Source organism: Streptomyces sp. NPDC023838, from assembly GCF_040639555.1.
Lineage (GTDB): Bacteria > Actinomycetota > Actinomycetes > Streptomycetales > Streptomycetaceae > Streptomyces.
Window position 1 is genome coordinate 142088 of sequence record NZ_JBFAAD010000015.1, and the last position, 23168, is coordinate 165255.

The 23168-nt window shown below is 74.3% G+C and carries 8 protein-coding genes; 1 reads left to right on the plus strand and 7 read right to left on the minus strand.

Annotated features, from left to right (window positions below; translation table 11 throughout):
- Positions 1-133: 133 nt before the first annotated feature.
- From AB0G17_RS20120 to ccrA, 5 genes are all read right to left on the minus strand, one after another.
- Complete coding sequence (locus AB0G17_RS20120) at positions 134-5254, minus strand: beta-ketoacyl synthase N-terminal-like domain-containing protein (RefSeq protein WP_361384161.1); 5121 nt, start codon at positions 5252-5254, stop codon at positions 134-136.
- 7 nt (positions 5255-5261) lie between these two features.
- Complete coding sequence (locus AB0G17_RS20125) at positions 5262-15476, minus strand: type I polyketide synthase (protein WP_361384164.1); 10215 nt, start codon at positions 15474-15476, stop codon at positions 5262-5264.
- A gap of 169 nt (positions 15477-15645) precedes the next feature.
- Positions 15646-16572 carry a 3-hydroxybutyryl-CoA dehydrogenase gene (locus tag AB0G17_RS20130; protein WP_361384167.1) on the minus strand — a complete coding sequence of 309 codons (927 nt, stop codon included), beginning with the start codon at positions 16570-16572 and terminating at the stop codon, positions 15646-15648.
- On the minus strand, positions 16569-17570 hold the full coding sequence (locus AB0G17_RS20135) for a ketoacyl-ACP synthase III (protein ID WP_361384170.1): 1002 nt from the start codon (positions 17568-17570) through the stop codon (positions 16569-16571). The genes AB0G17_RS20130 and AB0G17_RS20135 overlap by 4 nt, the downstream gene beginning before the upstream one ends.
- Positions 17571-17598: 28 nt before the next feature.
- Positions 17599-18963, minus strand: coding sequence for a crotonyl-CoA carboxylase/reductase (gene ccrA / locus AB0G17_RS20140; RefSeq protein ID WP_361384173.1), 1365 nt, complete (start codon positions 18961-18963; stop codon positions 17599-17601).
- Between the two features lie 472 nt (positions 18964-19435).
- On the opposite strand from ccrA, the gene AB0G17_RS20145 reads away from it, so the two are divergent.
- Complete coding sequence (locus AB0G17_RS20145) at positions 19436-20917, plus strand: MFS transporter (RefSeq protein ID WP_361384176.1); 1482 nt, start codon at positions 19436-19438, stop codon at positions 20915-20917.
- A 145-nt stretch (positions 20918-21062) separates the two neighbouring features.
- Here AB0G17_RS20145 and AB0G17_RS20150 read toward each other — a convergent pair whose 3' ends face one another.
- Positions 21063-21788: a TetR/AcrR family transcriptional regulator gene (locus tag AB0G17_RS20150; RefSeq protein ID WP_361384179.1), complete on the minus strand. Its 726-nt coding sequence runs from the start codon at positions 21786-21788 to the stop codon at positions 21063-21065.
- 128 nt (positions 21789-21916) lie between these two features.
- On the minus strand, positions 21917-23101 hold the full coding sequence (locus tag AB0G17_RS20155; RefSeq protein WP_361384182.1) for an acyltransferase: 1185 nt from the start codon (positions 23099-23101) through the stop codon (positions 21917-21919).
- Positions 23102-23168 lie beyond the last annotated feature (67 nt).

Consider the following 23168-nt stretch of genomic DNA (forward strand, 5'->3'; position numbering starts at 1 on the left):
CGCAGCAGACACCCCGGGTGGACCCCCCGGACGTACGGCACTTCGGCGCCGGACACCCCGCAGGCACGGCGAAGGCTCCGGACGGTATCCCCGTCCGGAGCCTTCGCCGTGCCTTCCCACCCCCTGGTGAGCCCTACGCCGCCCGGGCGGGCAGGGGCAGTTGGGCCAGCCACCGGCCGACCGCCCGCGCCGTGGACGGCGCGTGCTCCTCGATGAGGGTGAAGTGGTCGCCCGGCACGTCCAGCACCGTGGCGAGCGCGGCGAGTTCGGTCCGGTCCGGCCCGGAGGAGCCCCAGCCGTGGTCGCCCGCCCGCACCAGCAGGGTGGGCGCGGACAGGGCGGCGGGCCGCCAGTCGGCGAGGAGGCGCAGATACCCGCCCATGGCGCTCAGCCGGGCGTCGTCCAGGCCGGTGACCTCCGCCCGTTCGGCCATCGCCGTCACCAGGGCGGGCCCGAACTCCGCGAGGCGGCCGCCGCCGACCGGGAACGTGTCGAGCAGCACGACCGCCGCCGGACCCGCGCCCTCGGCTTCCAGGCGGGCCGCGACCGAGTGGGCGAGCAGCCCGCCGGAGGAGTAGCCGAGCAGCGCGTACGGCGCGTCGCCCGCGCCGTCGAGGACCGTCGCCGCCAGGGCCGCCGCGAGCGCCTCGACGCCGGCGGGCAGCGCCTCGTCCTCGCGGAAGCCCGGCAGCGCCAGCGCGAAGACGTCCGAGGCGCCGCCGAAACCGGCCGCGAGCCGGGCGAACTGCTCGGGCCCGGAGGTGGCCAGCACCGTGGGCAGGCAGAACAGCGCGGGCCCCGACCCGCCGCGCGCCAGCAGCACCGGCGCGGCGAGGTCCGCACCGCCCTCCTCCCCGAACACCGGCCGGAAGTCGGCGGCGGTGGCCAGGAGCTCGGTGAACTCCCCGGCCCGGCCCGCCGCGAGCGCCGTACGGAAGAGCCCGGCCAGGGTGGATTCGGCGGGCGCGTGCGCCGCCGGGGCGCTCCCGGCTCCGCCCGGCTCCTGCTCGCCGAGGGCGGCGGAGACGGCGCCGGCCAGCGCCTGCGGGGTCCGCTCGTCAAAGATCTGACGGACCGTCAGTCGTACGCCGGTGGCGGCGGCGAGCCGGTTGCGCAGCTCCACCGTGGTCAGCGAGTCCATGCCGAGCTCCAGGAAGCCGCGCCCCGCGTCCACCTCGGCCGCCCCCGCGAGGCCCAGCACGGCCGCGATCTCGGCCCGTACGACACCGAGCAGCGCCTCGTGGCGGGCCCGCGCGTCCAGCAGGGCGAGGGCGGGCGTCCGCGCCGCCGCGTCCGCGTCCGGGCCGGCGGGCAGGGCCGCGGCCGCCTCGGGCAGCGCGGCGAACAGCGGACCGCGCCCGGCCGCCGTGGCCGGCACGTAGTCGGGCCAGACGATCTCGGCGGCCAGCAGGTCGCCCTCACCGCCGTCCAGGGCCTGGTCCAGTACGGTCAGGGCGTGTTCGGGGGCGACGGCGGGGATGCCCCGGCGGCGCAGCCGCTCGTGGCGGGCCCGCTCCAGCCGGGCCCGGGCCGGATCGGCGAACTCCTCCACCCACACGCCCCACGCCACGGCGGTGGCCCGCCGTCCCGCCGCGCGCCGGCGCTGGGCGAGCGCGTCCAGCTGGGCGTTGGCGGCGGCGAACGCGCCGAGCCCGACACCGACCCCCATGCTCCCGGCGATGGAGGAGAACAGCACGAACGCCGACAGGTCCAGGTCCCGGGTCAGCTCGTCCAGGACCGTGGCGGCGACCGCCTTGGCCCCCAGGACCCGCTCCAGCGACGCCAGTTCGACGTCGTCCAGCGGGCTCTCCTCCAGCACCTCGGCGCAGTGGAAGACCGCGGTCAGCGGCTCCTCGCCGGGGAGGGCTGCCAGCACCTGGGCGCCCTCGATGAGGTTGGTGAAGTCGCAGCGGACGATCGTCACCCGCGCGCCCAGAGCCGCGAACTCGGCCTCCAGCGCGGCCCTTTCGCCCGGTCCCGGCTCCTGCGCGGCGCTCAGCAGCAGATGGCGTGCGCCCGCGCCCGCCAGGTGCCGGGCGACCGCCGCCCCCATGCCGTGCGTGCCCTGGGTGACCAGGACGGTGCCGTCGGGGCGCCAGGCGTCGCCCGGCCGGTTCTCCAGCGGTGCGCGCACCACCCGCCGGGCGAGCACGGACGGTCCGCGCAGCGCGACCCGGTCCTCCTCGCCGGTGAGCACCGCGGCGAGCAGGCCGGCCGCCGTGCTGTCCGGGTCGTCGGCGGGCAGGTCGATGGTGCCGCCCCACAACTGCGGGTGCTCCTCGGCCAGGACGAGGCCCAGGCCCCACACCGCGGCCTGCGCCGGAGAGCCGACCGCATCGCCGGGGGCGGCCGCGACCGCGCCCCGGGTCAGCGACCACACCGGCACCTCGGCGCCGAGCGCGGCCAGCGCGCCCACCAGCGCGAGCGTGCCGGTCAGCCCGGCTCCCAGCGCGGGGCGCCCCGGGTGCGGGCTGTCGTCGAGCGGCAGTGCGCAGACGACCCCCCGCAGCGGGCCCGCCTCCACCACGGGGGCGAGCTGCGCGGCGAGCGTCTCCTTGTCGGTGCCGGGCGCCACGGCCAGCCGGACCACGCTCGCCCCGCCGTGCTCCAGCGCCCCGATCCACGGCTGCGCCTGCCGGGACGCGGGGGAGGCGGGGGACTGCGCGGGGAGCACCACCAGCCAGCGCCCGGACGGCGCCCGGCCGGCGGGCGGCGCCACCTCGTGCCACTGGGTGCGGTAGCGCCAGTGCGCCACGGCCGCCTGGCGGCGCGCCTCGTCCCGCAGTTGGGCCAGGGCGGGCAGCACCGGCTCCACGGCGCCCGCCCCGGCCACGTCGAGCAGCCGGGCCAGCGCCGCCCGGTCCTGCCCCTCCACCGCGGCCCAGAAGTCCGCGTCGGGCCCCTCGGCGGCGGGCGCGGCGGCCGGGCGGGCCCCGACCCAGTACTTCTTGTGCTGGAAGGCGTACGTGGGCAGCTCCACCGTCCGTACGCCCTGCGGCGCGGGCCACCGGACGGCGAGCCCGGCGGTCCACGCCTGCGCGAGCCCCTCGCCCACCGGCAGCGCGTGGACGACCAGCGCACCGGCCAGTGCGGCCGCCTCCTCGATGCCCACGGCGGCGCCCGCCATCACGAAGGTGCGGTAGCCGTCGGCCAGCAGAGCTCCGGCCACGGGCCGGGCGGGGCCGGCGGGCGCCCCGGCCCCGGTGACGGCCCGGACGGCGTCCTGAAGCGTTTGGGCGCCGGCCAGGTAATCGGAGACGAGATCGCCCAGCGCATGCCCGGTGGCCCTCTCGACCCGTACGCCGTGGTCCTGCCACAGACCGGCCAGCGCGAGCGCGACCGCGAACAGGACGGGCCGCCCCACCTCCTCCCCCTCGTACGAGGGGGAGGAGGCCGCACCGCGCAGGACCTCCTCCACACGCCACGGCACCCGGGCCTCGACGGCCTCGGCGAAGGGGCGCAGCCGGGCGGCGAACGCGGCACTGGAGTCGAGCAGTCGGGCGGCCGACGCCAGCAGCTCGGTGCCCTCCTCGGGCAGTACCAGCGCCACGCGGCCCGGCTCGCGGGCCGTGCCCGTGACCACGCCGGGCCCCGGCGCACCGCGCGCCAGCAGCTCCAGGGCCGCCGGGACGGAGCCCGTGTCCGTCACCGCCGCCCGGTGGCGCAGCGCCGCCCGGGTGGTGGCCAGGGAGTGCGCGACGTCCGTGAGGCGCAGCGCGGGGTTGAGCGCGAGGTGTTCCGCAAGGCGTCGCGCCTGGTCGCGCAGCGCCCGCGGGCTCGCCGCCGAGAGGACCAGCGGCGCGCCGGCGGTGTCCGGGGCCGCGCCCCGGACCGGCGCGGCCGGCTCCGGCTCCGCCGGGGCCTGTTCGAGGATCACGTGCGCGTTGGTCCCGCTGACACCGAACGCGGATACGGCGGCGCGGCGCGGGCGGCCCGTGTCGGGCCACGCCTCGGCCTTCGTGAGCAGCTCCACCGCGCCCGCGTCCCAGTCCACCATCGGTGTGGGCTCGTCCACGTGCAAGGTGGCCGGGAGCAGGCCGTGCCGCATGGCCTGCACCATCTTGATGACACCGGTGACGCCCGCCGCGGCGCCCGCGTGACCGAAGTTGGACTTCACCGAGCCCAGCCGCAGCGGACGGCCGGCGGGGCGCCCCTGCCCGTAGGTGGCCAGCAGCGCCTCCGCCTCGATCGGATCGCCGAGGCGGGTGCCGGTGCCGTGCGCCTCCACCGCGTCCACCTCGGCGGGCGAGAGCGCACCGCTGTTGAGGGCGGCGCGGATGACGCGTTGCTGGGAGGGACCGTTGGGGGCGGTGAGCCCGTTGGAGGCGCCGTCCTGGTTGACGGCGGAGCCGCGTACCACCGCGAGGACCCGATGGCCCAGGCGCCGCGCGTCGGAGAGCCGCTCCACCACCAGGGTGCCCACCGCGTCGCACCAGGCGGTGCCGTCGGCGGCGCCCGCGAACGCCTTGACCCGGCCGTCCGGTGCCAGGCCCCGCTGACGGCTGAAGTCCACGAACAGCTGCGGCGTGGAGATCACCGAGACCCCGCTGACCAGGGCCAGCGAGCACTCGCCCTGGCGCAGCGACTGGACGGCCAGGTGCAGCGCGACCAGCGAGGACGAGCAGGCGGTGTCAATGGTCATCGAGGGGCCGGTGAGGCCGAAGACACCCGAGACGCGGGCGGCCAGCGCGTTGCCGCCGCCGGTCAGCCGGTGGGCCGCCACGTCCTCGGGCGGATCGGCGAGCAGCATCGTGTAGTCGTCGACGCTGCACCCGGCGTAGACCGCGGTGTCGCTGCCGCGCAGCGAGGCCGGGTCGATCCCGGCCCGCTCCAGCGCCTCCCAGGTGGTTTCGAGCAGCAGCCGGTGCTGGGGGTCCATCGCCACGGCCTCGGCGTCGGAGACACCGAAGAACGCGGCGTCGAACTCCCCGGCCTCCGGCATGAACCCGCCCTGGCGCACGTACGAGGTGCCGGGCCGGTCGGGGTCCGGGTCGAAGAGGTTCGCCAGGTCCCAGCCCCGGTCGCCGGGAAACTCGCGCAGCGTGTCCTTGCCCGCCGCGACCAGGTCCCACAGGTCCTCGGGCGAGCGCACCCCGCCGGGCATCCGGCAGCTCATCGCCACGATCGCGACCGGGTCGTTGCCGCGCGCCTGGAGGTCCTTGAGCCGGCCCCGCACGTCACCGAGTTCGACGGTGACCCGTTTGAGGTAGGCGCGCAGCTTGTTCTCGTCGGAAGATGCCGTTCCCGTCGTCATCGGGTCCTCACTGTCCAAGCTCGTTGTCGATGAAGCTGAAGATGTCGTCGTCGGAGGCGGAGGCGAGCTGGTCCTCGACGTCCAGGCGCGCCCCGGCGGCCGACGGCTCGTCCGCCACCTCCTCCAGCAGACGCCGCAGCCGGGCCGCGACCAGGGCGCGGGCCGCCGCGTCGTCGGCCAGACCGCTGCCCTCCAGCACCTCCTGCAGCCGGTCGAGTTCGGCGTCCAGCGACACCGGCGCCTGCTCCGGGAGCAGTTCGCCGCGCAGGAACGCGGCGACCGCGGCCGGGGTGGGGTGGTTGAAGACGAGCGTGGCCGGCAGCTTCAGTCCGGTCACCGCCCCCAGCCGGTTGCGCAGGGTGACCGCGGCCAGGGAGTCGAAGCCGAGTTCCTGCAGGGGCCGCTGGGCGTCGACCGCCTCGCTGTCGCTGTGGCCGAGCACGACCGCGGATTCGGTACGCACCAGATCGGTCAGCACCCTCTCCTGGTCGGTGGGGGAGAGGCCGGCCAGGCTCTGCGTCAGGTCCTGCGTGGCGCTCGCCGCGGCCGTGGCGTCCGGCGCCGAACCCGCCAGCGCCCGTGCGGCCTCCGGCAGTTCGTCCAGCAGCGGGCTGCTGCGCACGGCGGTGAGGGCGGGGGCGAACAGCTCCCAGTCCACATCGGCCAGGACCAGGGTGTCCTCGTCCCGGGCCACCGCCTCGACGAGCGCGGCGACCGCCTGCCGCGAGGACAGCGGCGCCACCCCTCGGCGGCGCAGCTGGGCCCGGCGCTCCGCCTCGGCCTCCTCGTCGTCCAGGCCGGCGCCCGCGTCGCCCCACGGGCCCCACGCGACGGAGGTGGCGGGCAGACCGAGGCCGCGCCGCCGGGCGGCGAGCGCGTCCACATGGGCGTTGGCCGCCCCGTATCCGCCCTGGGTGGCACTGCCCCACACGCCGGCGAGCGAGGAGAACAGCACGAACGCCTCCAGCTCGGTCTCCCGCAGGAGCTCGTCCAGGTTCGCGGCGCCCAGCGTCCGGGTGCGCAGCGCGCGCTCCAGGGCGGCCGGGTCGAGGTCGCCGAGCGGCGCCGCGTCCAGCTCGCCCGCGGTGTGCACGACGGCGGTCAGCGGAGCGTCGTCGGGCACCGAGGCCAGCACGGCGGCGAGCGCTTCCCGGTCGGCGACGTCGCACACGGCGACACTCACGCGCACCCCGGCGGCCGCGAACTCGGCCTCCAGCGCCACCTGTTCGGCCGGTGCGAGCTCGCGCTCCACGGTCAGCAGCAGGTGCTCGGCGCCCAGCTCGGCGAGCCGGCGCGCGGTGTGCCCGCCCATGCCGCGGGTGCCGCCGGTCACCAGAACCGTGCCGTGCGGCTTCCACGTACGCCGTACCGGCACCGAGGCCAGCGGGGAGCGGACCAGGCGGCGGGCCAGCGTCCCGGCGTCGCGCACCGCGAGCTGGTCCTCGTCCGCGAGGCCCGACACCGCGGCGGCGAGACGGGCGAGGGCCCGGTCGTCCGGGTCGGCCGGGAGGTCGACCAGACCGCCCCACCGGTCCGGGTGCTCCACCGCGGCCGTCCGGCCCAGCGCCCAGACCTGGGCCTGCGCCGGGGAGGCGGGCACCTCGGCGCCGAGGGCGGCGACGGCGCCCTGCGTGAGCGCCCACAGCGGGGCCGTCACCCCGGCGTCGGCCAGCGCCTGGATGAGCAGGAGGGTGCCTGCGGTGCCCTCGGTGAGCGCCGGGCGGCCGGCCGCCGGCGTCTCGTCGAGCGCCAGCAGCGACACCACCCCCGACACCCCGCCCGACGTCGACGTGCCGATGTTCTGGGCGAGTTCGGCCCGGTCCGGGGCGGGCCCGGCGTCGAGCCGCACCACGTCGGCGCCGTGGCGCTCCAGGGTCTTCGCCGTGCGGTCGGCGAGAGCGGCCGCCTCGGCGTGCCCCTGCGGGGCCACCAGCAGCCAGGTGCCCGACAGGAGGACCGACGCCGGCTCGGCCACCGGCCGCCACACGGCCTTGTAGCGCCAGGCGTCGGCGGCCGAACGCGCCGCCGCCCTCTGCCGCCAGTCGGCCAGCGCGGGCAGCACCGCGCCCAGCGGTTCCCCGTCCTCCAGACCGAGGGTGGCCGCCAGGGCCTCCAGGTCACGGTTCTCCACCGCCTCCCAGAACCCGGCCTCCACCGTGTCCCGCGTCCCGCCCGCGGGCCGGTCGCCCGCCGCTTCGACCCAGTACCGCTTGCGCTGGAACGGGTAGGTGGGCAGGTCCACCCGGCGCGGTCGCGCGGGCACCGGCGGGCGCACCGGCAGACCCCGCGCCCACGCCTCGGCGAGCGAGGTGTTCAGGCGCAGCGGTCCGCCCTCGCCGCGCCGCAGGGTGGCGAGCACCAGGGCCTCGCCCTGCGCCGCGTCCACGATCTCCTCGATGGCGGTGGTGAGTACGGGGTGTGCGCTGGTTTCGATGAACGTGGTGTGGCCGTCGGCCAGGAGGGTGTGGAGGGTGGGTGCGAAGCTGACGGGCTGTCGGCAGTTCTCGTACCAGTACGCGGCGGTGAGTTCGGTGCCGTCGAGGACGGCGCCGTTGACGGTGGAGTACTGGGGGAGGGTGGCTTTTGTGGGCTGGACGAAGTCGAGTGCGGCCAGGAGGCGTTCGCGCAGGGGCTCCACCTTGGGGCTGTGGGAGGCGACCGTGGAGGGCACGATGCGGGCCCGTATCCCCTCGGCGGTCACCGAGGCGACCAGTTCTTCCAGGGCGTCGTTGTCGCCCGCGACGGTGATGGCGGTGGGTCCGTTGACGCCCGCGATCCACAGGCGGCCGGTGTACGGCGCCAGGTGGGGGAGCACGTCGTCCTCGGTCATCTGGAGGGAGGCGACCGCGCCGTGCCCGGTCAGCTCGTCCGCGAAGATCTGCGAGCGGACGACGACGATACGGGCGGCGTCCTCCAGCGTGAGCGCGCCCGACAGGTGCGCTGCGGCGATCTCGCCCTGGGAGTGGCCGATCACCGCGTCGGGGTGGATGCCGTGGGCCTGCCAGACGGCGGCCAGCGCGATGTTCACGGCGAACAGGACCGGCTGCAGCACCTCGATGCGCTCCAGCGACGGCGCTTCGGGCTCACCGCGCAGCACGGCCTCCACGCGCCAGGGCACGTACCGCTCCACGACGGCCGCGCACTGACGCAGCCGGTCGGCGAAGTCCGGTGTGGTGTCGAGCAGTTCCACCGCCATGCCGTGCCACTGCGAGCCCTGGCCGGGCAGCACGAACACCGTGCGGCCCCACTCGCGGGCGGTCGCGGTGACCACCCGCGGCGACGACTCGCCGCGCGCCAGCGCGTCCAGGCCGTCCCCGAACACGACGGCCCGCTGGGGCAGCGCCGCCCGCGTGGTGGCCAGCGCGTGCGCCACATCGGCGCGGCGCAGCTCCGGGTGGAGCGAGAGGTGCGCGGCCAGCTGCCGGGCCTGGTCGCGCAGCGCGTCCGGGGTGGTGGCGGAGAGCCGCAGCGCCACCTCGGCGCGCTCCGCCGCGTCCTCGGGCGGCTCCTCGGCCGTCGCGGCGGGCTCGGCCGGGGCCTGCTCCAGGATCACGTGCGCATTGGTGCCGCTGATCCCGAAGGAGGAGACTCCGGCGCGGCGCGGCCGCCCGGTCTCGGGCCACTGACGCGCCTCGGCGAGCAGCTCCACCGCGCCCGCGTCCCAGTCCACGATCGCCGACGGCGTCTCGGCGTGCAGGGTCTGGGGCAGCACCCCGTGCTGGAGCGCCTGCACCATCTTGATCACCGACGCGGCGCCCGCCGCGGCCTGGGTGTGGCCGATGTTGGACTTCACCGAGCCCAGCCACAAGGGGTCCTCGCCCGCACGCTCCTGGCCGTAGGTCGCCTGGAGCGCCTGCGCCTCGATGGGGTCGCCCAGCGGGGTGCCGGTGCCGTGCGCCTCCACCGCGTCGACATCGGCGGGAGTGAGCCGCGCGCTGTTGAGGGCGGCGCGGATGACGCGCTGCTGGGAGGGGCCGTTGGGGGCGGTCAGTCCGTTGGAGGCGCCGTCCTGGTTGACGGCGGAGCCGCGTACCACCGCGAGGACCCGGTGGCCCAGGCGCCGCGCGTCGGAGAGCCGCTCCACGAGCAGCATGCCCGCGCCCTCGGCCCAGCCGGTGCCGTCCGCGTCCGCCGAGAACGACCGCGAGCGGCCGGTCGGCGACAGAGCCCGCTGCCGGGAGAACTCGATGAACGTGAACGGCGACGACAGCACGGTCACGCCGCCCGCGAGCGCCAGCGAGCACTCGCCCGAGCGCAGCGCCTGGATCGCCAGGTGCAGCGCCACCAGCGAGGAGGAGCAGGCGGTGTCCACCGACACGGCCGGGCCCTCGAAGCCGAAGGTGTACGAGATGCGGCCCGAGCTGACACTGCCGGTGTTGCCGGTGCCCAGGTACCCCTCCAGGTCGCCCGGCATCTCGGGCAGCCGGCTCACGTAGTCGTGGTACATGACGCCGGTGAACACACCGGTGTCACTGCCGCGCAGCGCCGCCGGGTCGATCCCGGCGCGCTCCAGCGCCTCCCACGAGGTCTCCAGCAGCAGCCGCTGCTGCGGGTCCATGGCGAGGGCTTCGCGCGGGGAGATGCCGAAGAACTCCGCGTCGAAGTCGGCCACGTCGTGCAGGAACCCGCCCTCGCGGGTGTACGAGGTGCCCGGCCGGTCCGGGTCCGGGTCGAACAGGTTCGCCACGTCCCAGCCCCGGTCCGCCGGGAACTCGGAGATCGCGTCGCCGCGGCCCATGACGAGCTGCCACAGGTCCTCCGGCGAGCGCACCCCGCCCGGATAGCGGCAGGCCATCCCGACGATGGCGATCGGCTCGTCGGCGTCGCGCACGGCCCGCGTCGCGGCGCCGCGGCCGGCGGCCGCGGCCGGGGCCTGCGCGGAGCGGAGCTCGGCGAGCAGGTGGTCCGCGACCGCGGCGGCCGAGGGATGGTCGAAGACCAGCGTCGCGGGCAGCCGCAGCCCGCTCTCCTTGCCGAGCCGGTTGCGCAGCTCGACGGCGGTCAGCGAGTCCAGGCCCAGGTCCTTGAAACCGCGCCGGGCATCGACGCCCGCAGCGTCCTCGAAGTTCAGCACGGCCGCGATCTGCGCACGCACGAGTTCCACCAGGATCTCGCGCTGCTCCGCCTCGGGCCGCCCCGCCAGGCGCTGGGCCAGCGGTGTGGCGGCGGCGGTGGTGGCCGCCCGGCGGGCCGGGACCCGCACCAACGCCCGCATCAGCGCGGGGAGTTCGTCGCCGAGCGCGCGCAGCGCGCCGGTGTCCAGCGCCACCGGCACGGCCACCGCCGTGTCCAGGGCGAGGGCCGCGTCGAACAGCGCCAGGCCCCGCGCGGGCTCGATCTCCTTCATCCCGGTGCGGGCCAGGCGTGCCTGGTCGGCGGCGCTGAGCTGGGCGGCCATGCCGCCTTCGGCCCAGGGGCCCCAGGCCAGTGAGGTGGCGGTGAGGCCCTGGGCGCGGCGGTGGGCGGCGAGCGCGTCCAGGAAGGCGTTGCCCGCCGCGTAAGCGGCCTGGCCCGCGGTGCCGTAGGTACCGGCGACGGAGGAGAACAGGACGAAAGCGCTCAGGTCCAGGTGGGCGGTGGCGCGGTGCAGGTTCCAGGCGGCGTCGGCCTTGGGGCGCAGCACCCCGGAGACCCGCTCCGCGCTCAGCGCGCCGATCACGCCGTCGTCGACCACACCCGCCGCGTGCACGACGGCTCGCAGGGGGTGGGTCGCCGGGATCTGCGCGAGGACGCGCTCCACGGCCTGCGCGTCGCTCGCGTCGCACGCGGCGAACGTGGCCTCGGCGCCGAGCGCGGCCAGCTCCGCCGCCAGCTCGGCGGCCCCCGGGGCCTGGCCGCCCCTGCGGCTGGTCAGCAGCAGGTGGCGCACCCCGTGCTCGGCGACCAGGTGCCGGGCGACGAGAGCGCCCAGGGCGCCGGTGGCGCCGGAGAGCAGGACGGTGCCCTCGGGATCCCACTCGGCGGGCGCCGGCGCCGGCCCGGCGCGGTGCAGCCGGGGGGCGAGCAACTTGCCGTCCCGCACGGCGAGCTGGGGCTCGCCGGAGGCGATGGCGGCGGCCAGGGCGGTGGCCTGCCGCGCCGGGTCGGCGGCGCTGCCCTCGTCGAGGTCCACCAGCACGATACGGCCCGGGTTCTCGGTCTGGGCCGACCGCAGCAGGCCCCACACCGCCGCGCCGGCCAGATCCGGCACGTCCTCACCGGAGGCGGCCGCGACCGCCCCGTGGGTGACGGCGACCAGAGGCGCGTCCTGCGTACGCTCCTCGGCCAGCCACAGCTGTACGGCCGCCAGGGCGCGATGAGCCAGTTCGTGCACCGACTCCGGCGCCCGGGCTCCGGACGCGGAGGTGAACCGTACCGCCGCCGCCGAGCCGTCGGCGGCGGCCGCCAGGGCGTCGGTGACGTCGGCGTAGGACGGCACGTCCTCGGTGCCCGTGGCGGTCACCGGCACCCAGCCGAGGGTGAACAGCGCGTCGCGCGGCCCGGTCGCCGCGGCCGCGAACTGCCCGGCGTCGGCAGGCCGGAGCGACAGCGACTCGACCTGAGCGACCGGCTGCCCGGCGACGTCGGCGACGGTCACCGACACCGATCCGGGTCCGGTGGGGGCGAGTCGGATGCGGGCGGTGGGGGCGCCGGTGGCGTGGAGTTGTACGCCGTTGAAGGCGAAGGGGAGGCGGGTCTGGCCGGGGGTGGCGGGCAGGGCGCCGAGTTCGATGGCGTGCAGGGCGGAGTCGAGGAGGGCGGGGTGCAGTCCGTAGCGGGCGGCTTCCTCGGTCTGTGTTTCGTCGAGGGTGACTTCGGCGAACACCTCGTCGCCGCGCCGCCAGGCGGCCTTGAGTCCCTGGAAGGCGGGGCCGTACGCGAAGCCCTTGGCGGCCAGCGTCTCGTACCAGCCGTCCAGTTCGACAGGTTCGGCGCCCGACGGCGGCCACACGGCCAGGTCCTCCCCGGCCACGACGGCGGTGTCGTCGGCGAGGACGCCGGTGGCGTGCCGGGTCCACTCCGGGCCCGTGTCGCCGCCGAACGCGTCCTCACCGGACAGCGCCTGAGCCGGGTCCGCGTCCGGGCGCGAGTAGACGCTCAGCGCGCGCCGCCCGGTGGCGTCCGGGGCGGCGACGACCAGCTGCACCTGGCGCCCGCCGGTCGCGGGCAGCACCAGGGGCGCCTCCAGGGTGAGCTCCTCCACCGCGGCGAGCCCGGTCTCGGCGGCGGCGCGTGCCGCCAGTTCGACGAGACCGGTGCCGGGGAAGAGCACGTTGCCCAGGACGGCGTGGTCGGCCAGCCACGGCTGCCCGTCCAGGGAGAGGCGTCCACTGAGCACCACGCTGCCGGAGTCCGCCAGCGACATCGTCATCCCGAGCAGAGGGTGCCCGGCGGCGGACCCGGCCGTGTCGGCGTCCGAGGGCAGCCAGTACCGCTTGCGCTGGAAGGCGTACGTGGGCAGCTCGACGGTCCGCGCACCGCGGCCGGCGAACACCGCCTCCCAGTCGAGGGCGAAGCCCCGCGCGTGAACGGCGCCCACCGCCCGCACCAGACCGGCGGTCTCGGGCCGGTCGCGCCGGACGGCGGCCACGAACTCGGCGTCCTCGCTCTCGCCGTCACGGCCGAAGGCGGTGAGGACGGCGTCGGGCCCGAGCTCCAGGAAGGTGAGGACGCCCTCGGCGTGGAGGGTGGTGAGGGTGTCGTGGAAGCGGACGGCTTCGCGGATGTGGCGGAGCCAGTAGTGGGGGGTGGTGAGGTCGTCGCCGGTGGCCGGGTTGCCGGTGAGGTTGGAGATGACGGGTATGGCGGGGGTGTGGAAGGTGAGGGTGCTGAGGACTTTGTGGAAGTCGTCCAGCATGGGGTCCATGAGGGGGGAGTGGAAGGCGTGGCTGACGGTGAGGCGGCGGGTTTTGGCGCCTTGTTCCTCCAGGAGGGCGGCGGTCTTGACGACCGCTTCTTCCTCGCCGGAGATGACGATGGAGGTGGGGGTGTTGACGGCGGCGATGGCCGCCTGGCCGCCGGTGGTGGCGAGGGCGGTGGTGACTTGTTCTTCGGTTGCGCGGATGGAGATCATGGTGCCGCCGTGGGGCAGGGCGTTCATGAGGCGGCCGCGTGCGGTGATGAGGGTGGCGGCGTCGGTGAGGGTGAGGACGCCGGCAATGTGTGCGGCGACGACTTCGCCCACGGAGTGCCCGGCCAGGTGACTGGGCGTCAGGCCCCAGGCGGAGACCTGCCGGTAGAGGGCGGTTTCGTAGGCGAACAGCGCGGCCTGCGTGAAGACCGTACGGTCGAGAGCCTCGGCCTGAGGGCTGCCGGGCGCGGCGAACATGAGATCCCGCAGCGAGGTGGCCTCGGCCTCGGCCAGCTCGTCGGCGAGCTCGGCGTCCAGCAGCGCGCAGGCCTCGTCGAGGGCCTGCCGGAAGACGGGCTGGGTCTCATGCAGTTCACGCCCCATGCCGGGGCGCTGGCTGCCCTGGCCGGTGAACAGCACCGCGAGCCCGCCACCGGCCAACTGCCCAGTGGCGAGGCGGGAGTTGTCTTCCCCTTCAGCCAGTGCGGTGAGAGCGCTCAGCAGTTCCTCGCGGGTGGCGGCGGCGATGATGGCGCGGTGTTCCATGGCGGCGCGGGTGGTGGCCAGGGAGTAGCCGATGTCGGCGGGCCGGGCGTCGGGCCGCTCGGTGAGGAAGTCGGCCAGACGACCGGCCTGTCCGCGCAGGGCTTCGGCGCTCCGGGCCGAGACGACGACCGGGACGACGACCGGGACGACCCCGGAGTCGTCGGCCCCGGCGGTGCTGTCCGTCTCGGTGTCGGCGGGGGATTCGAGGACGACGTGGGCGTTGGTGCCGCTGATCCCGAACGAGGAGACACCGGACCGGCGCGGCCGTCCCGTCTCGGGCCATGCGCGTGCCTCGTGGAGCAGCTCGACGGCGCCCGTCTCCCAGTCGATGAAGGGGGAGGGGTTCTGCGCGTGCAGCGTGGACGGCAGGGTCCGGTGCTGCATGGCCATGACCATTTTGATGACGCCGCCGACTCCGGCGGCGGCCTGGGTGTGTCCGAGGTTGGACTTGAGGGAGCCGAGCCAGAGCGGTTCGCCGCCTTCACGGCCCTGTCCGTAGGTGGCGAGCAGCGCGTCCGCTTCGATGGGGTCGCCGAGGCGGGTGCCGGTGCCGTGGGCTTCGACGGCGTCCACATCGGCGGGGGTGAGCTGGGCGTCGGCGAGGGCCGCGCGGATGACACGCTGCTGGGAGGGGCCGTTGGGGGCGGTCAGTCCGTTGGAGGCACCGTCCTGGTTGACGGCCGTACCACGCACCACCGCCAGAACCTGGTGGCCCAGGCGCTGGGCGTCCGAGAGCCGCTCGACCAGGAGAACTCCGGCGCCTTCGGCCCAGCCCGTGCCGTCCGCATCGGCGGAGAAGGAACGGCAGCGGCCGTCTTCGGAGAGTCCTCCCTGACGGGAGAACTCCACGAACGTACCCGGGGTCGACATGACGGTCACACCCCCCGCCAGCGCCACATCACACTCACCGCGCCGCAGCGCCTGCACCGCGAGATGCAGGGCGACCAGAGACGAGGAGCAGGCGGTGTCCACCGTCACCGCCGGGCCCTCGAACCCGAACGTGTAGGAGACACGCCCCGACAGCACACTGCCCAGGCCGCCCGTGAGCCGGTGCCCGTCCACGCCCTCCACCGACTTGTGCAGGTGCGGGCCGTAGTCGTGGTACATCACCCCGGCATAGACACCGGTGTTGCTGCCGCGCAGGGTGGCGGGGTCGATTCCGGCGCGTTCGATGGCCTCCCAGGACGTCTCCAGCAGAAGGCGCTGCTGCGGGTCCATGGCCAGGGCCTCGCGCGGCGAGATACCGAAGAACTCCGCGTCGAACTCGGCCGCCTCGTGCAGGAACCCGCCCCGACGCGTGTACGACGTCCCCGCCACCGACCGGTCCGGGTTGTACAGACCCTCCACATCCCACCCACGGTCGACCGGGAACTCCGTCACCGCGTCGGTCCCGGCCAGTACGAGGTCCCACAGCCCGTCGGGAGAGACGACCCCGCCCGGGTACCGGCAGGCCATGCCGACGATCGCGATCGGTTCGTGTTCCCGGGCCGCCAGTTCGCGGTTCTGCTGCCGCAGCCGGGCCGTTTCCTTCAGCGAATCGCGCAGCGCCGCCACCACCGCATCGGCGGACGACGAGGCCTTCGGCGAGGCGTCCTTCGGCGAGGCGTCCTTCGGTGCGGACGTCATTGATCTGCCCTCCCTGTCGTGCGCGGGCTCTCGCCGAGCGCTTCACGTTTCGAAGTGGTGTGTTCGGTTGCCCCAAGGATGGAGTCCGGGGCCGGCCGCGTGCGCAGCCGGCCCCGGACCCGCGCTGCGGCGGCCCGGTCCGGGGCCGCGCCGGGCTGTGCGGTCGCCCTCAGGCGTACGTGTAGAAGCCGCGGCCGGTCTTCTTGCCGAGCAGCCCGCCTTCGACCATGCGCAGAAGCAACGGCGGCGGCGCGTACAGCGGTTCCTTGTGCTCCGCGTAGAGCGCCTCGGCGATCGCCACGGTGGTGTCCAGGCCGATCAGGTCCAGCAGCCGCAGCGGCCCCAGCGGGTGCGAACAGCCCTTCACCATCCCCTGGTCGACGACCTCGGCGGTGGCGAAGCCGTTGTCCACCATGCGCACGGCGGCCAGGAGGTAGGGGAAGAGCAGGGCGTTGACCAGGAATCCGGCCCGGTCGGGGGTGCGGATGACGCTCTTGCCCAGGACGTCGGCGACCAGGTGCTCGGCGCGGTCGAGGGTGTCCTCGTCGGTGAGGACGGAGCCGACGAGTTCGACCAGCGGCAGCACCGTGACGGGGTTGAAGAAGTGCATGCCGACGACCCGGCCGGGGTTCTGGGTGGCGCTGGCGAGCCGGACGATCGACAGCGAGGAGGTGTTGGAGGCGAGGACGGCCTGCGGGTCCTCCACGATCTTGTCGAGCATCGTGAACAGCTCGACCTTGGTGGGCTCGTGCTCGACGATCGCCTCGATGACCACCTGCCGGTCGGCCAGGTCCTCCAGCGAGGTGGTGAAGGTGATCCGGCCCAGGGCCGCGTCCCGTTCGGCCTCGCTGAGCCTGCCCTTGGCGACGGCCCTCGCCAGCGAGCCGGTGAGCCTGCCCAGGCCCCGTACCCGGGAGTCGTCGGAGGAGACCGCGACCGTCACGTCGAGGCCCGCCTTGGCGGCGATCTCGGCGACTCCGGCGCCCATCTGGCCGCAGCCCACCACGCCGAGCCGCTGGAAGCGCGGCGGCCGGGTGGCGGTGTCCGCGGTGTCGGTGTCCGCGTTGGCGGTGTCCGCGGTGGCGGTGTGCGTCATGCCGCTTCCCCCTGCCAGCGCAGCAGGGTGGAGCCGACGGCCATGCCGCCGCCGAACCCGGCCAGCAGGACCAGGTCGCCGTGGCCCAGCCGCCCGGACCGGTTGGCCTCGTCGAGGGTGACCGCGATGGAGGCGGAGCCCGTGTTGCCGTAGCGCTCGACCGTGCGGTGCACGGTGGCGTGGGTCAGCCCGGAGGCTTCGACGAGTTCGCGCATCATGACTCCGTTGGCCTGGTGGGGGATGAAGTGGTCGATGTCGGCGAGGGCGAGCCCGGTGCCTTCCACGAGGCGGCCGAGCGCCGGGGGCACGTGCTCGTTGACGAACGCGCGCACCGCCCGGCCTTCCATCCGGAAGTAGTGGCCGCCCTCGGCGACGGTCTGGCCGGAGGCGGGCAGACGGCTGCCGCCCGCTTCGACGCGGATGAGGTGGTGGGCCCCGCCGCTGGTCGCCAGGTCGGTGTCGAGGATCCCGTACGGCTGCTCGGCGGCGCCGACCACGGCCGCGCCGGCTCCGTCGCCGAACAGCGGCGCGGTGCGCCGGTCGGAGAAGTCCAGGATCCGGGAGTACACATCGGCGGCGATCACCAGCGCGCGGGCGCCGGGGCGCAGCGCGATCAGGCCCCGGGCGAGCTCCAGGCCGTAGACGAAGCCGCTGCACACGGCGTTGACGTCGAAGCAGGCCGCGCCGTAGGCGCCCAGGGCGTGCTGGACCAGCGCGGAGGTCGGCGGCTGCGGGGAGTCGGCGGTGGAGGTGGAGACGATGAGGTAGTCGACGGCGGTGGGCTCAAGCCCCGCGGCCTTCAGCGCCTCGCTGCCGGCCCGGGCGGCGAGGTCGGAGGTGGCCTGGTGCGGCGGCGCGTACCTCCGGGTCCTGATCTCGGTCTTGGTTTCGATCCAGTCGGCGGTGACGCCGCAACGCGCCGCCACCTCTTCGTTGCTGACTTCTTCCTTCGGTACGTACGAGCCGGTCGCGAGGATTGCGGCCGTGTGGTTCGGCACCGTCGAGCCTCCTTGGGCGGTCGTGGGGTCAGAGCGCCAGGGCAGGGGCGGGGGCGGGGGCGTCGTCGGCCCGCAGGGGGTTGATGCGGTCCTCGCCGATACGGGCACGCAGCTCCGGATTGGTGACACCCAGGCCCGTCGTGGGCGCCAGGCACAGCACACCGACCTTGCCGGTGTGCCGGTTGGTCTGCACGAGCCGGGCCGCCTCGCCGACCTCCTCGAGCGGGTAGACCGTGGAGAGGACCGGGTTGAGCAGCCCCAGCTGGAAGAGCCGGTTGCACTCCCACTGCTCCTGGAGGTTGGCGGCGTGACTTCCCACGATGCGCTTGAGGTTGCCGCGCAGGGAGAGGTTGTCGTACTGGTGCTGGTAGCCGGTGCTGGATCCGCAGGTGACCACCGTGCCGCCGCGCCGCGCCACATGGACCGACAGGCCGAAGGTGGCCTCGCCCACGAAGTCGAAGACGATGTGCGGGTCCTCGCCCACCGCGGCACGGATCGCATGCCTGAGCCGGTCGCCCAGCTCGGCGGTCCGTTCGGGGGTGCGCGGCACTTCGCCGCCAATGCCGATCTCGTCGCGGTTGATCACCACGTCGCAGCCCAGGCGGCGCAGCAGTTTCGCCTTGGCCTCGGAGCTGACGACACCCACCGGGATGCCGCCGGCCTGCTTGACCAACTGCACGGCGAACGCGCCGAGTCCGCCGGTCGCACCCCAGATCAGCACGACGTCGCCGAGCTTGACCCGGGCGCCGCGCTCACTGATCAGCATGCGGTACGAGGTGGCGGCCGTGAGCATGTTGCCCGCCGCCTCCTCCCAGGTGAGGTGGGAGGGCTTGGGCAGCAGCTGGCTGGCCCGCACCACGGTGTAGTGCGCGAGGCTGCCGAAGTTGGTCTCGTATCCCCAGATCCGCTGGTCGCCGCCGAGCATGGCGTCCGAGTGGCTGGCCGGCTCCTGGTCGTCCACCTGGACACAGCTCGCCACCACGTGGTCGCCGGCCTTCCAGCGCCGCACGCCCTCACCGGCGCGGACGATGACACCCGCCGCGTCCGAGCCGACGACGTGGTACGGCAGGTCGTGCCGCGCCGCCCAGCCGCCCAGCGCGCCGAAGCGCTCGAGGAACCTGAAGGTGGGTACGGGAGCGAACGTCGCCGACCACACCGTGTTGTAGTTGATCGAGCTCGCCATGACGGCTACCAGGACCTCGTCGGGTGCGAGCTTGGGCATCGGTACCCGGCCCACGTGGAGCGTGTCGCGCACATCCGGATCCGGGGTGGCGAGGGCCTTGTCCATGTCCTCGGCCCGCAGATGGGCGGCGAGGTAGTCGGTGGGCACGTTCTCGCGGGCCAGCTCCTCCGGACCGGCCCCGGCGAGCACCGCACTTGCCAATGAATCCATGACATCCCTTTGGCCGAATGGTTTCCGCACGCCACGCCGCGCACGCTGGGTCTGCAGGAGAGGGTCGGCGACGCTGCCGAACTGCCGAACTGCCGAACTGCCGGACTGACTGCGCGACTTGCGGACGCGTGCCGCGACGGCGCGCCGGCACGAGCACGGTGCCGGTGAGTCCATGGGGACGCTACGTGGCACCCAGGCCCCGGCCAACCCCAGGTTTGCCCCGCGCCCCCTACTCGGTCCGCCGTCGGCACTAGGGGTGGCGTGTCCGGAACCGGGTCGCCAACAACTGTTATGCGGAACGCGCTTGACACTTTACGGTGAGCGATTCCTATACTGCATGCGAAAGTTGAACACCGTTTAGATAGTGTGCGCAGTGCAGGCCGCACCGGCGATACGCCCGGTGGGGCCGCCCGTACGACGTGGCCCGTCCGCGTCGCCACTTCCGTGTCGTTTCTAGGAGATTGATCAGGCCATGGCGGATTCGTTGACCAGGGCGCCCGCGCGGTTGGGGTGGCAGCTGGCGCTGTTGGGTTTCTCGCAGTTGATCATCGCGGTCGACTACAACATCGTGTACGTGGCGCTGCCCGACATCGGTAAGGACCTGGGCTTCTCGGCCCAGTCGCTGCAGTGGGTCGTCTCGGCGTACGCCGTCGGCTACGGCGGCCTGCTGCTCCTGGGCGGCCGTATGGTCGACCGGCTCGGAGCCAGGCGCGTCTGGCTCACCGCGATGGTGATCTACGGACTGTCGTCGCTGGCGGGCGGCCTGTCCACCAACCCGGGCATGCTCATCACGGCCCGCGCGGTCCAGGGCATGGGCGGAGCGCTCCTCTTCCCGGCCACCCTCACCCTCATCTTCATCGGCTTCCCCGAAGGCCCGCAGCGCAACAAGGCGCTGTCGGTGTGGGGCGCCATCGGCGGCGGCGGTCTGGCCGCGGGCTCGGTCCTCGGCGGCCTCTTCACCGACTGGTGGGGCTGGGCGTCCGTGCTCTTCGTGAACGTCCCGCTCACCGCCATCGCGCTGGTGGCCGGACTCGTGCTGCTCAACCCGGACGGCCCGGCCCAGAAGGGCATCCGCGACTTCGACGTCCCCGGCGCCCTGCTCGCCACCGCCGGCTCCTCGCTCATCGTCTTCGGCCTGGCCTCCGGCCCCGACAAGGGGTGGACCTCCTTCCAGTCGCTGGGCACCGAAGTGATCGGCGCCGTGCTGCTGTTCGCGTTCTTCCTCGTCGAGGCGCGCACCTCCTCGCCGCTGCTGCCGCTGCGCCTGCTGAAGGTGCGCACCCTGTCGGTGACCATGGTGGTGGCCTGCCTGTTCATGGCCACCCTCTCCACCGGCTACTACCTGCTGACGACCTACCTCCAGCCGGTCCTCGGCTACAGCCCCATCAAGGCCGGCCTGGTCTTCCTCCCGCTGTGTGTCTTCTCCATGGCGGCCGGGCAGCTGACGGCGCCCCTGCTCACCAAGTACGGCCTGCGCAAGGTCTTCACCGGCACGCTCATCGTCAACGGCGCGGGTGTCGCGGTCACCGCGCTCGGTATGTCGGTCGGCGGCTCGGTCTGGGCGCTGATGCCGGGCATCTTCCTGTGGGGCCTCGGCGGCGGTGTCGGCTTCACCGTCACCTTCGCGGCTGCGGGCATGGGCATCTCCCCGCTGGAGCAGGGCGTGGCCTCCTCCGCGGTCTCCACGACGCAGCAGGTCGGCGGCGCGATGGGCCTGGCGGCGCTGGTGGCCGTGGCCAACCACGGCATCGACTTCGACGGGGCGACCCCGCCGAGCGCGGGCGACATCGTGGACGGACTTCAGCTCGCCGGTGTCATCGCCGGTGCCCTGGTCGCGGTCAGCGCCCTGGTCACCTTCTTCTTCCTCAAGGACCCGGCCCCCTCCGCCCTCGCGGCGGTCCCCGGTGAGGGCGCGGACACCCCGGCCGAGGAGCCGGTGACGACCAGCTCCTGACCCCCGCGGGGCCGGGCACAGCGCCCGCTCCCGCCCCCGGACCTCGTGGCTTGACCGGTCCCCCGCCCAAAGGCCACGAGACACAGAGGATCCGGCCGAGGACCCATCTCCTCGGCCGGATCCTCCTTTTGCTGTCCCTCGCCCCTCAGACCCCGGCCGGCGACGGCAGCGGCAGCCCCAGCGACGCGGTGAGGTCGAGGAGTTCCTGGTGGTAGAGCTTGGCGGGGTCGACGATCTGTGTCCGCAGGTGCCCGTAGACCTCCAGCGCCACCAGCCCGTGCATCCGCCCCCAGATCCGCAGGGCCAGCGCGAGAGCGGCGGGCGACAGACCGGGCTCCTGCTGGTGCAGCGCGTGGGTGAGATCCGGCTGGAAGTCCTCCCAGGCGTGCTCGTCGGCGGAGTGGGCGGGCGCCGCGTACGGCCAGGCGGCGGCGACCAGCTGGCTCAGCAGCATGCACACCCGCAGTTCCGCCTCGCCGGCGGGACTGCCCTCCGGCATCCGGTACCCGGGCACCGGATCCCCGTACACCAGCTGGAACTCCTCGGGATGGCCGATCGCCCACTGCCGGTAGGCATGGCCGTGCGCGAGGATCCGCCGCGCGGTGTCGTGCTCGGGCACCTGGTCGTGCGCCGCCTCCAGGGCGTCGGCGAGCGACGTGTAGACGTCGGTGATCAGCGCGTTGATGAGCGCGTCACGCGTGTCGTAGTAGCTGTAGATGGCGCCCGCGGTCATACCCATGTCCCGGGCGATGGCGCGCAGAGACAACGCCGCGGCGCCGGTGGCGGCCATGTGCTTGAGCGCGGTGGCCTTGATCTCCGCGGCCGTCTCGGCCCGAAGCCTTTCGCGGCGGCTCAGTGTCGGTTGTCCCATGAAATTCACTTTACCGTGCGCTGTACGGGTCCCCTACGGTCAGTTCCGGGCGGCCGCGGAGACGGAAAGGGGCATCCCGCCAGGTCGGGCGACCCGGCGGAATGCCCCTGGGGCTACGGGAGCAACCCTCAGCGCCGACTGCCGTCGGCCGGCTCGGCCAGCGGCTCGAAGCCGGGGGCGGCGGCCGCACGCGTCCCCGCGCCGGCAACGGCGGCCCGGGGACGCCGTGATGAGGCGAACCTGCGCATCACCGGAGTCTCCACCCCCCGGAACGTCGCCCACGACAGCACGACCACCACGGCCAGCGCGAGGCCGATGAAGCCCCACGTGCCCGCCGTGGACAGCGGCTGGTGCTTCTGGAAGAGATGGCCGAGCCACATGAGAACCAGGTAGTGCCACAGGTAGAAAGCGAAGGAGATCTCGCCCAGCCACACCATCACCCGGCCGCGGAAGGGCGACCACTGGCCGCCCAGGTCGGCCCGCGCCGCGGACGCGATCAGCAGACCGAACGGCAGCCCGGTGCACGCCGCCAGGCTGTACTCGTACGGAACCTGGGTGGACAGCCAGTAGCCGCCGACCGCCAGCACCACCGCGGCCGGCAGCGGGAGCCGGAAGAGCCGGCCCTCGCGCACCATCCGGGCCAGCAGGATGCCCAGCAGGAAGTCGAGGGTGCGCACGGGCGGGAAGCCGTTGATGAACCACAGCTCGGTGGCGCTGATCGGCATCCCGGGGACCGGGGCCTCCTCGGGGATCACCACCTTCGCGAGCGAGGGGATCGCGGTGATCGCCGCGACGGTCCCGGCCACACCCACCCACAGCCGCTCGGCCGGTATCCGGTTCACCAGCTTGATCAGGAACGGGAAGCAGAGGTAGAAGAACGCCTCGGCGCACAGCGACCAGGAGACGGGGTTGACGCCCCACCAGGTCGTGAACCGCCAGTCCCAGTCGTGCACCAGCAGCACATTGGAGACGGCGACGCCGACACCCGGGAAGACGTCCAGGTAGACGAGCAGGAAGATCCCGGCCGTCACCGTCAGCAGGTGGTTGGGGAACACCTTGAACAGGCGCCGCCGCCAGAAGCCGGTGAGGGTGTCGCTCGGACGGACGGCCCAGGTCAGGACGAAACCGCTGAGCACGAAGAAGAAGGTGACGCCGGCCCAGCCGCCCTGGTCGAACAGGGAGTGGTAGGCCTTGGCGATGTCGGGGTCGGCGAACGGCGCCAGGGCGCCGATGTGGAACGCGGCGACCAGGACGGCGGCGATGATCCTCATCCCCGTGAGTGAGGGCAGCGAACTCCCCCGTGGGGTGCTCATGTCGGTGGTTCCTCCTTCTGGAGCGCGCTCGGACAACCGGCGGCGCGGCGGCGCTGGGCGACGAAAA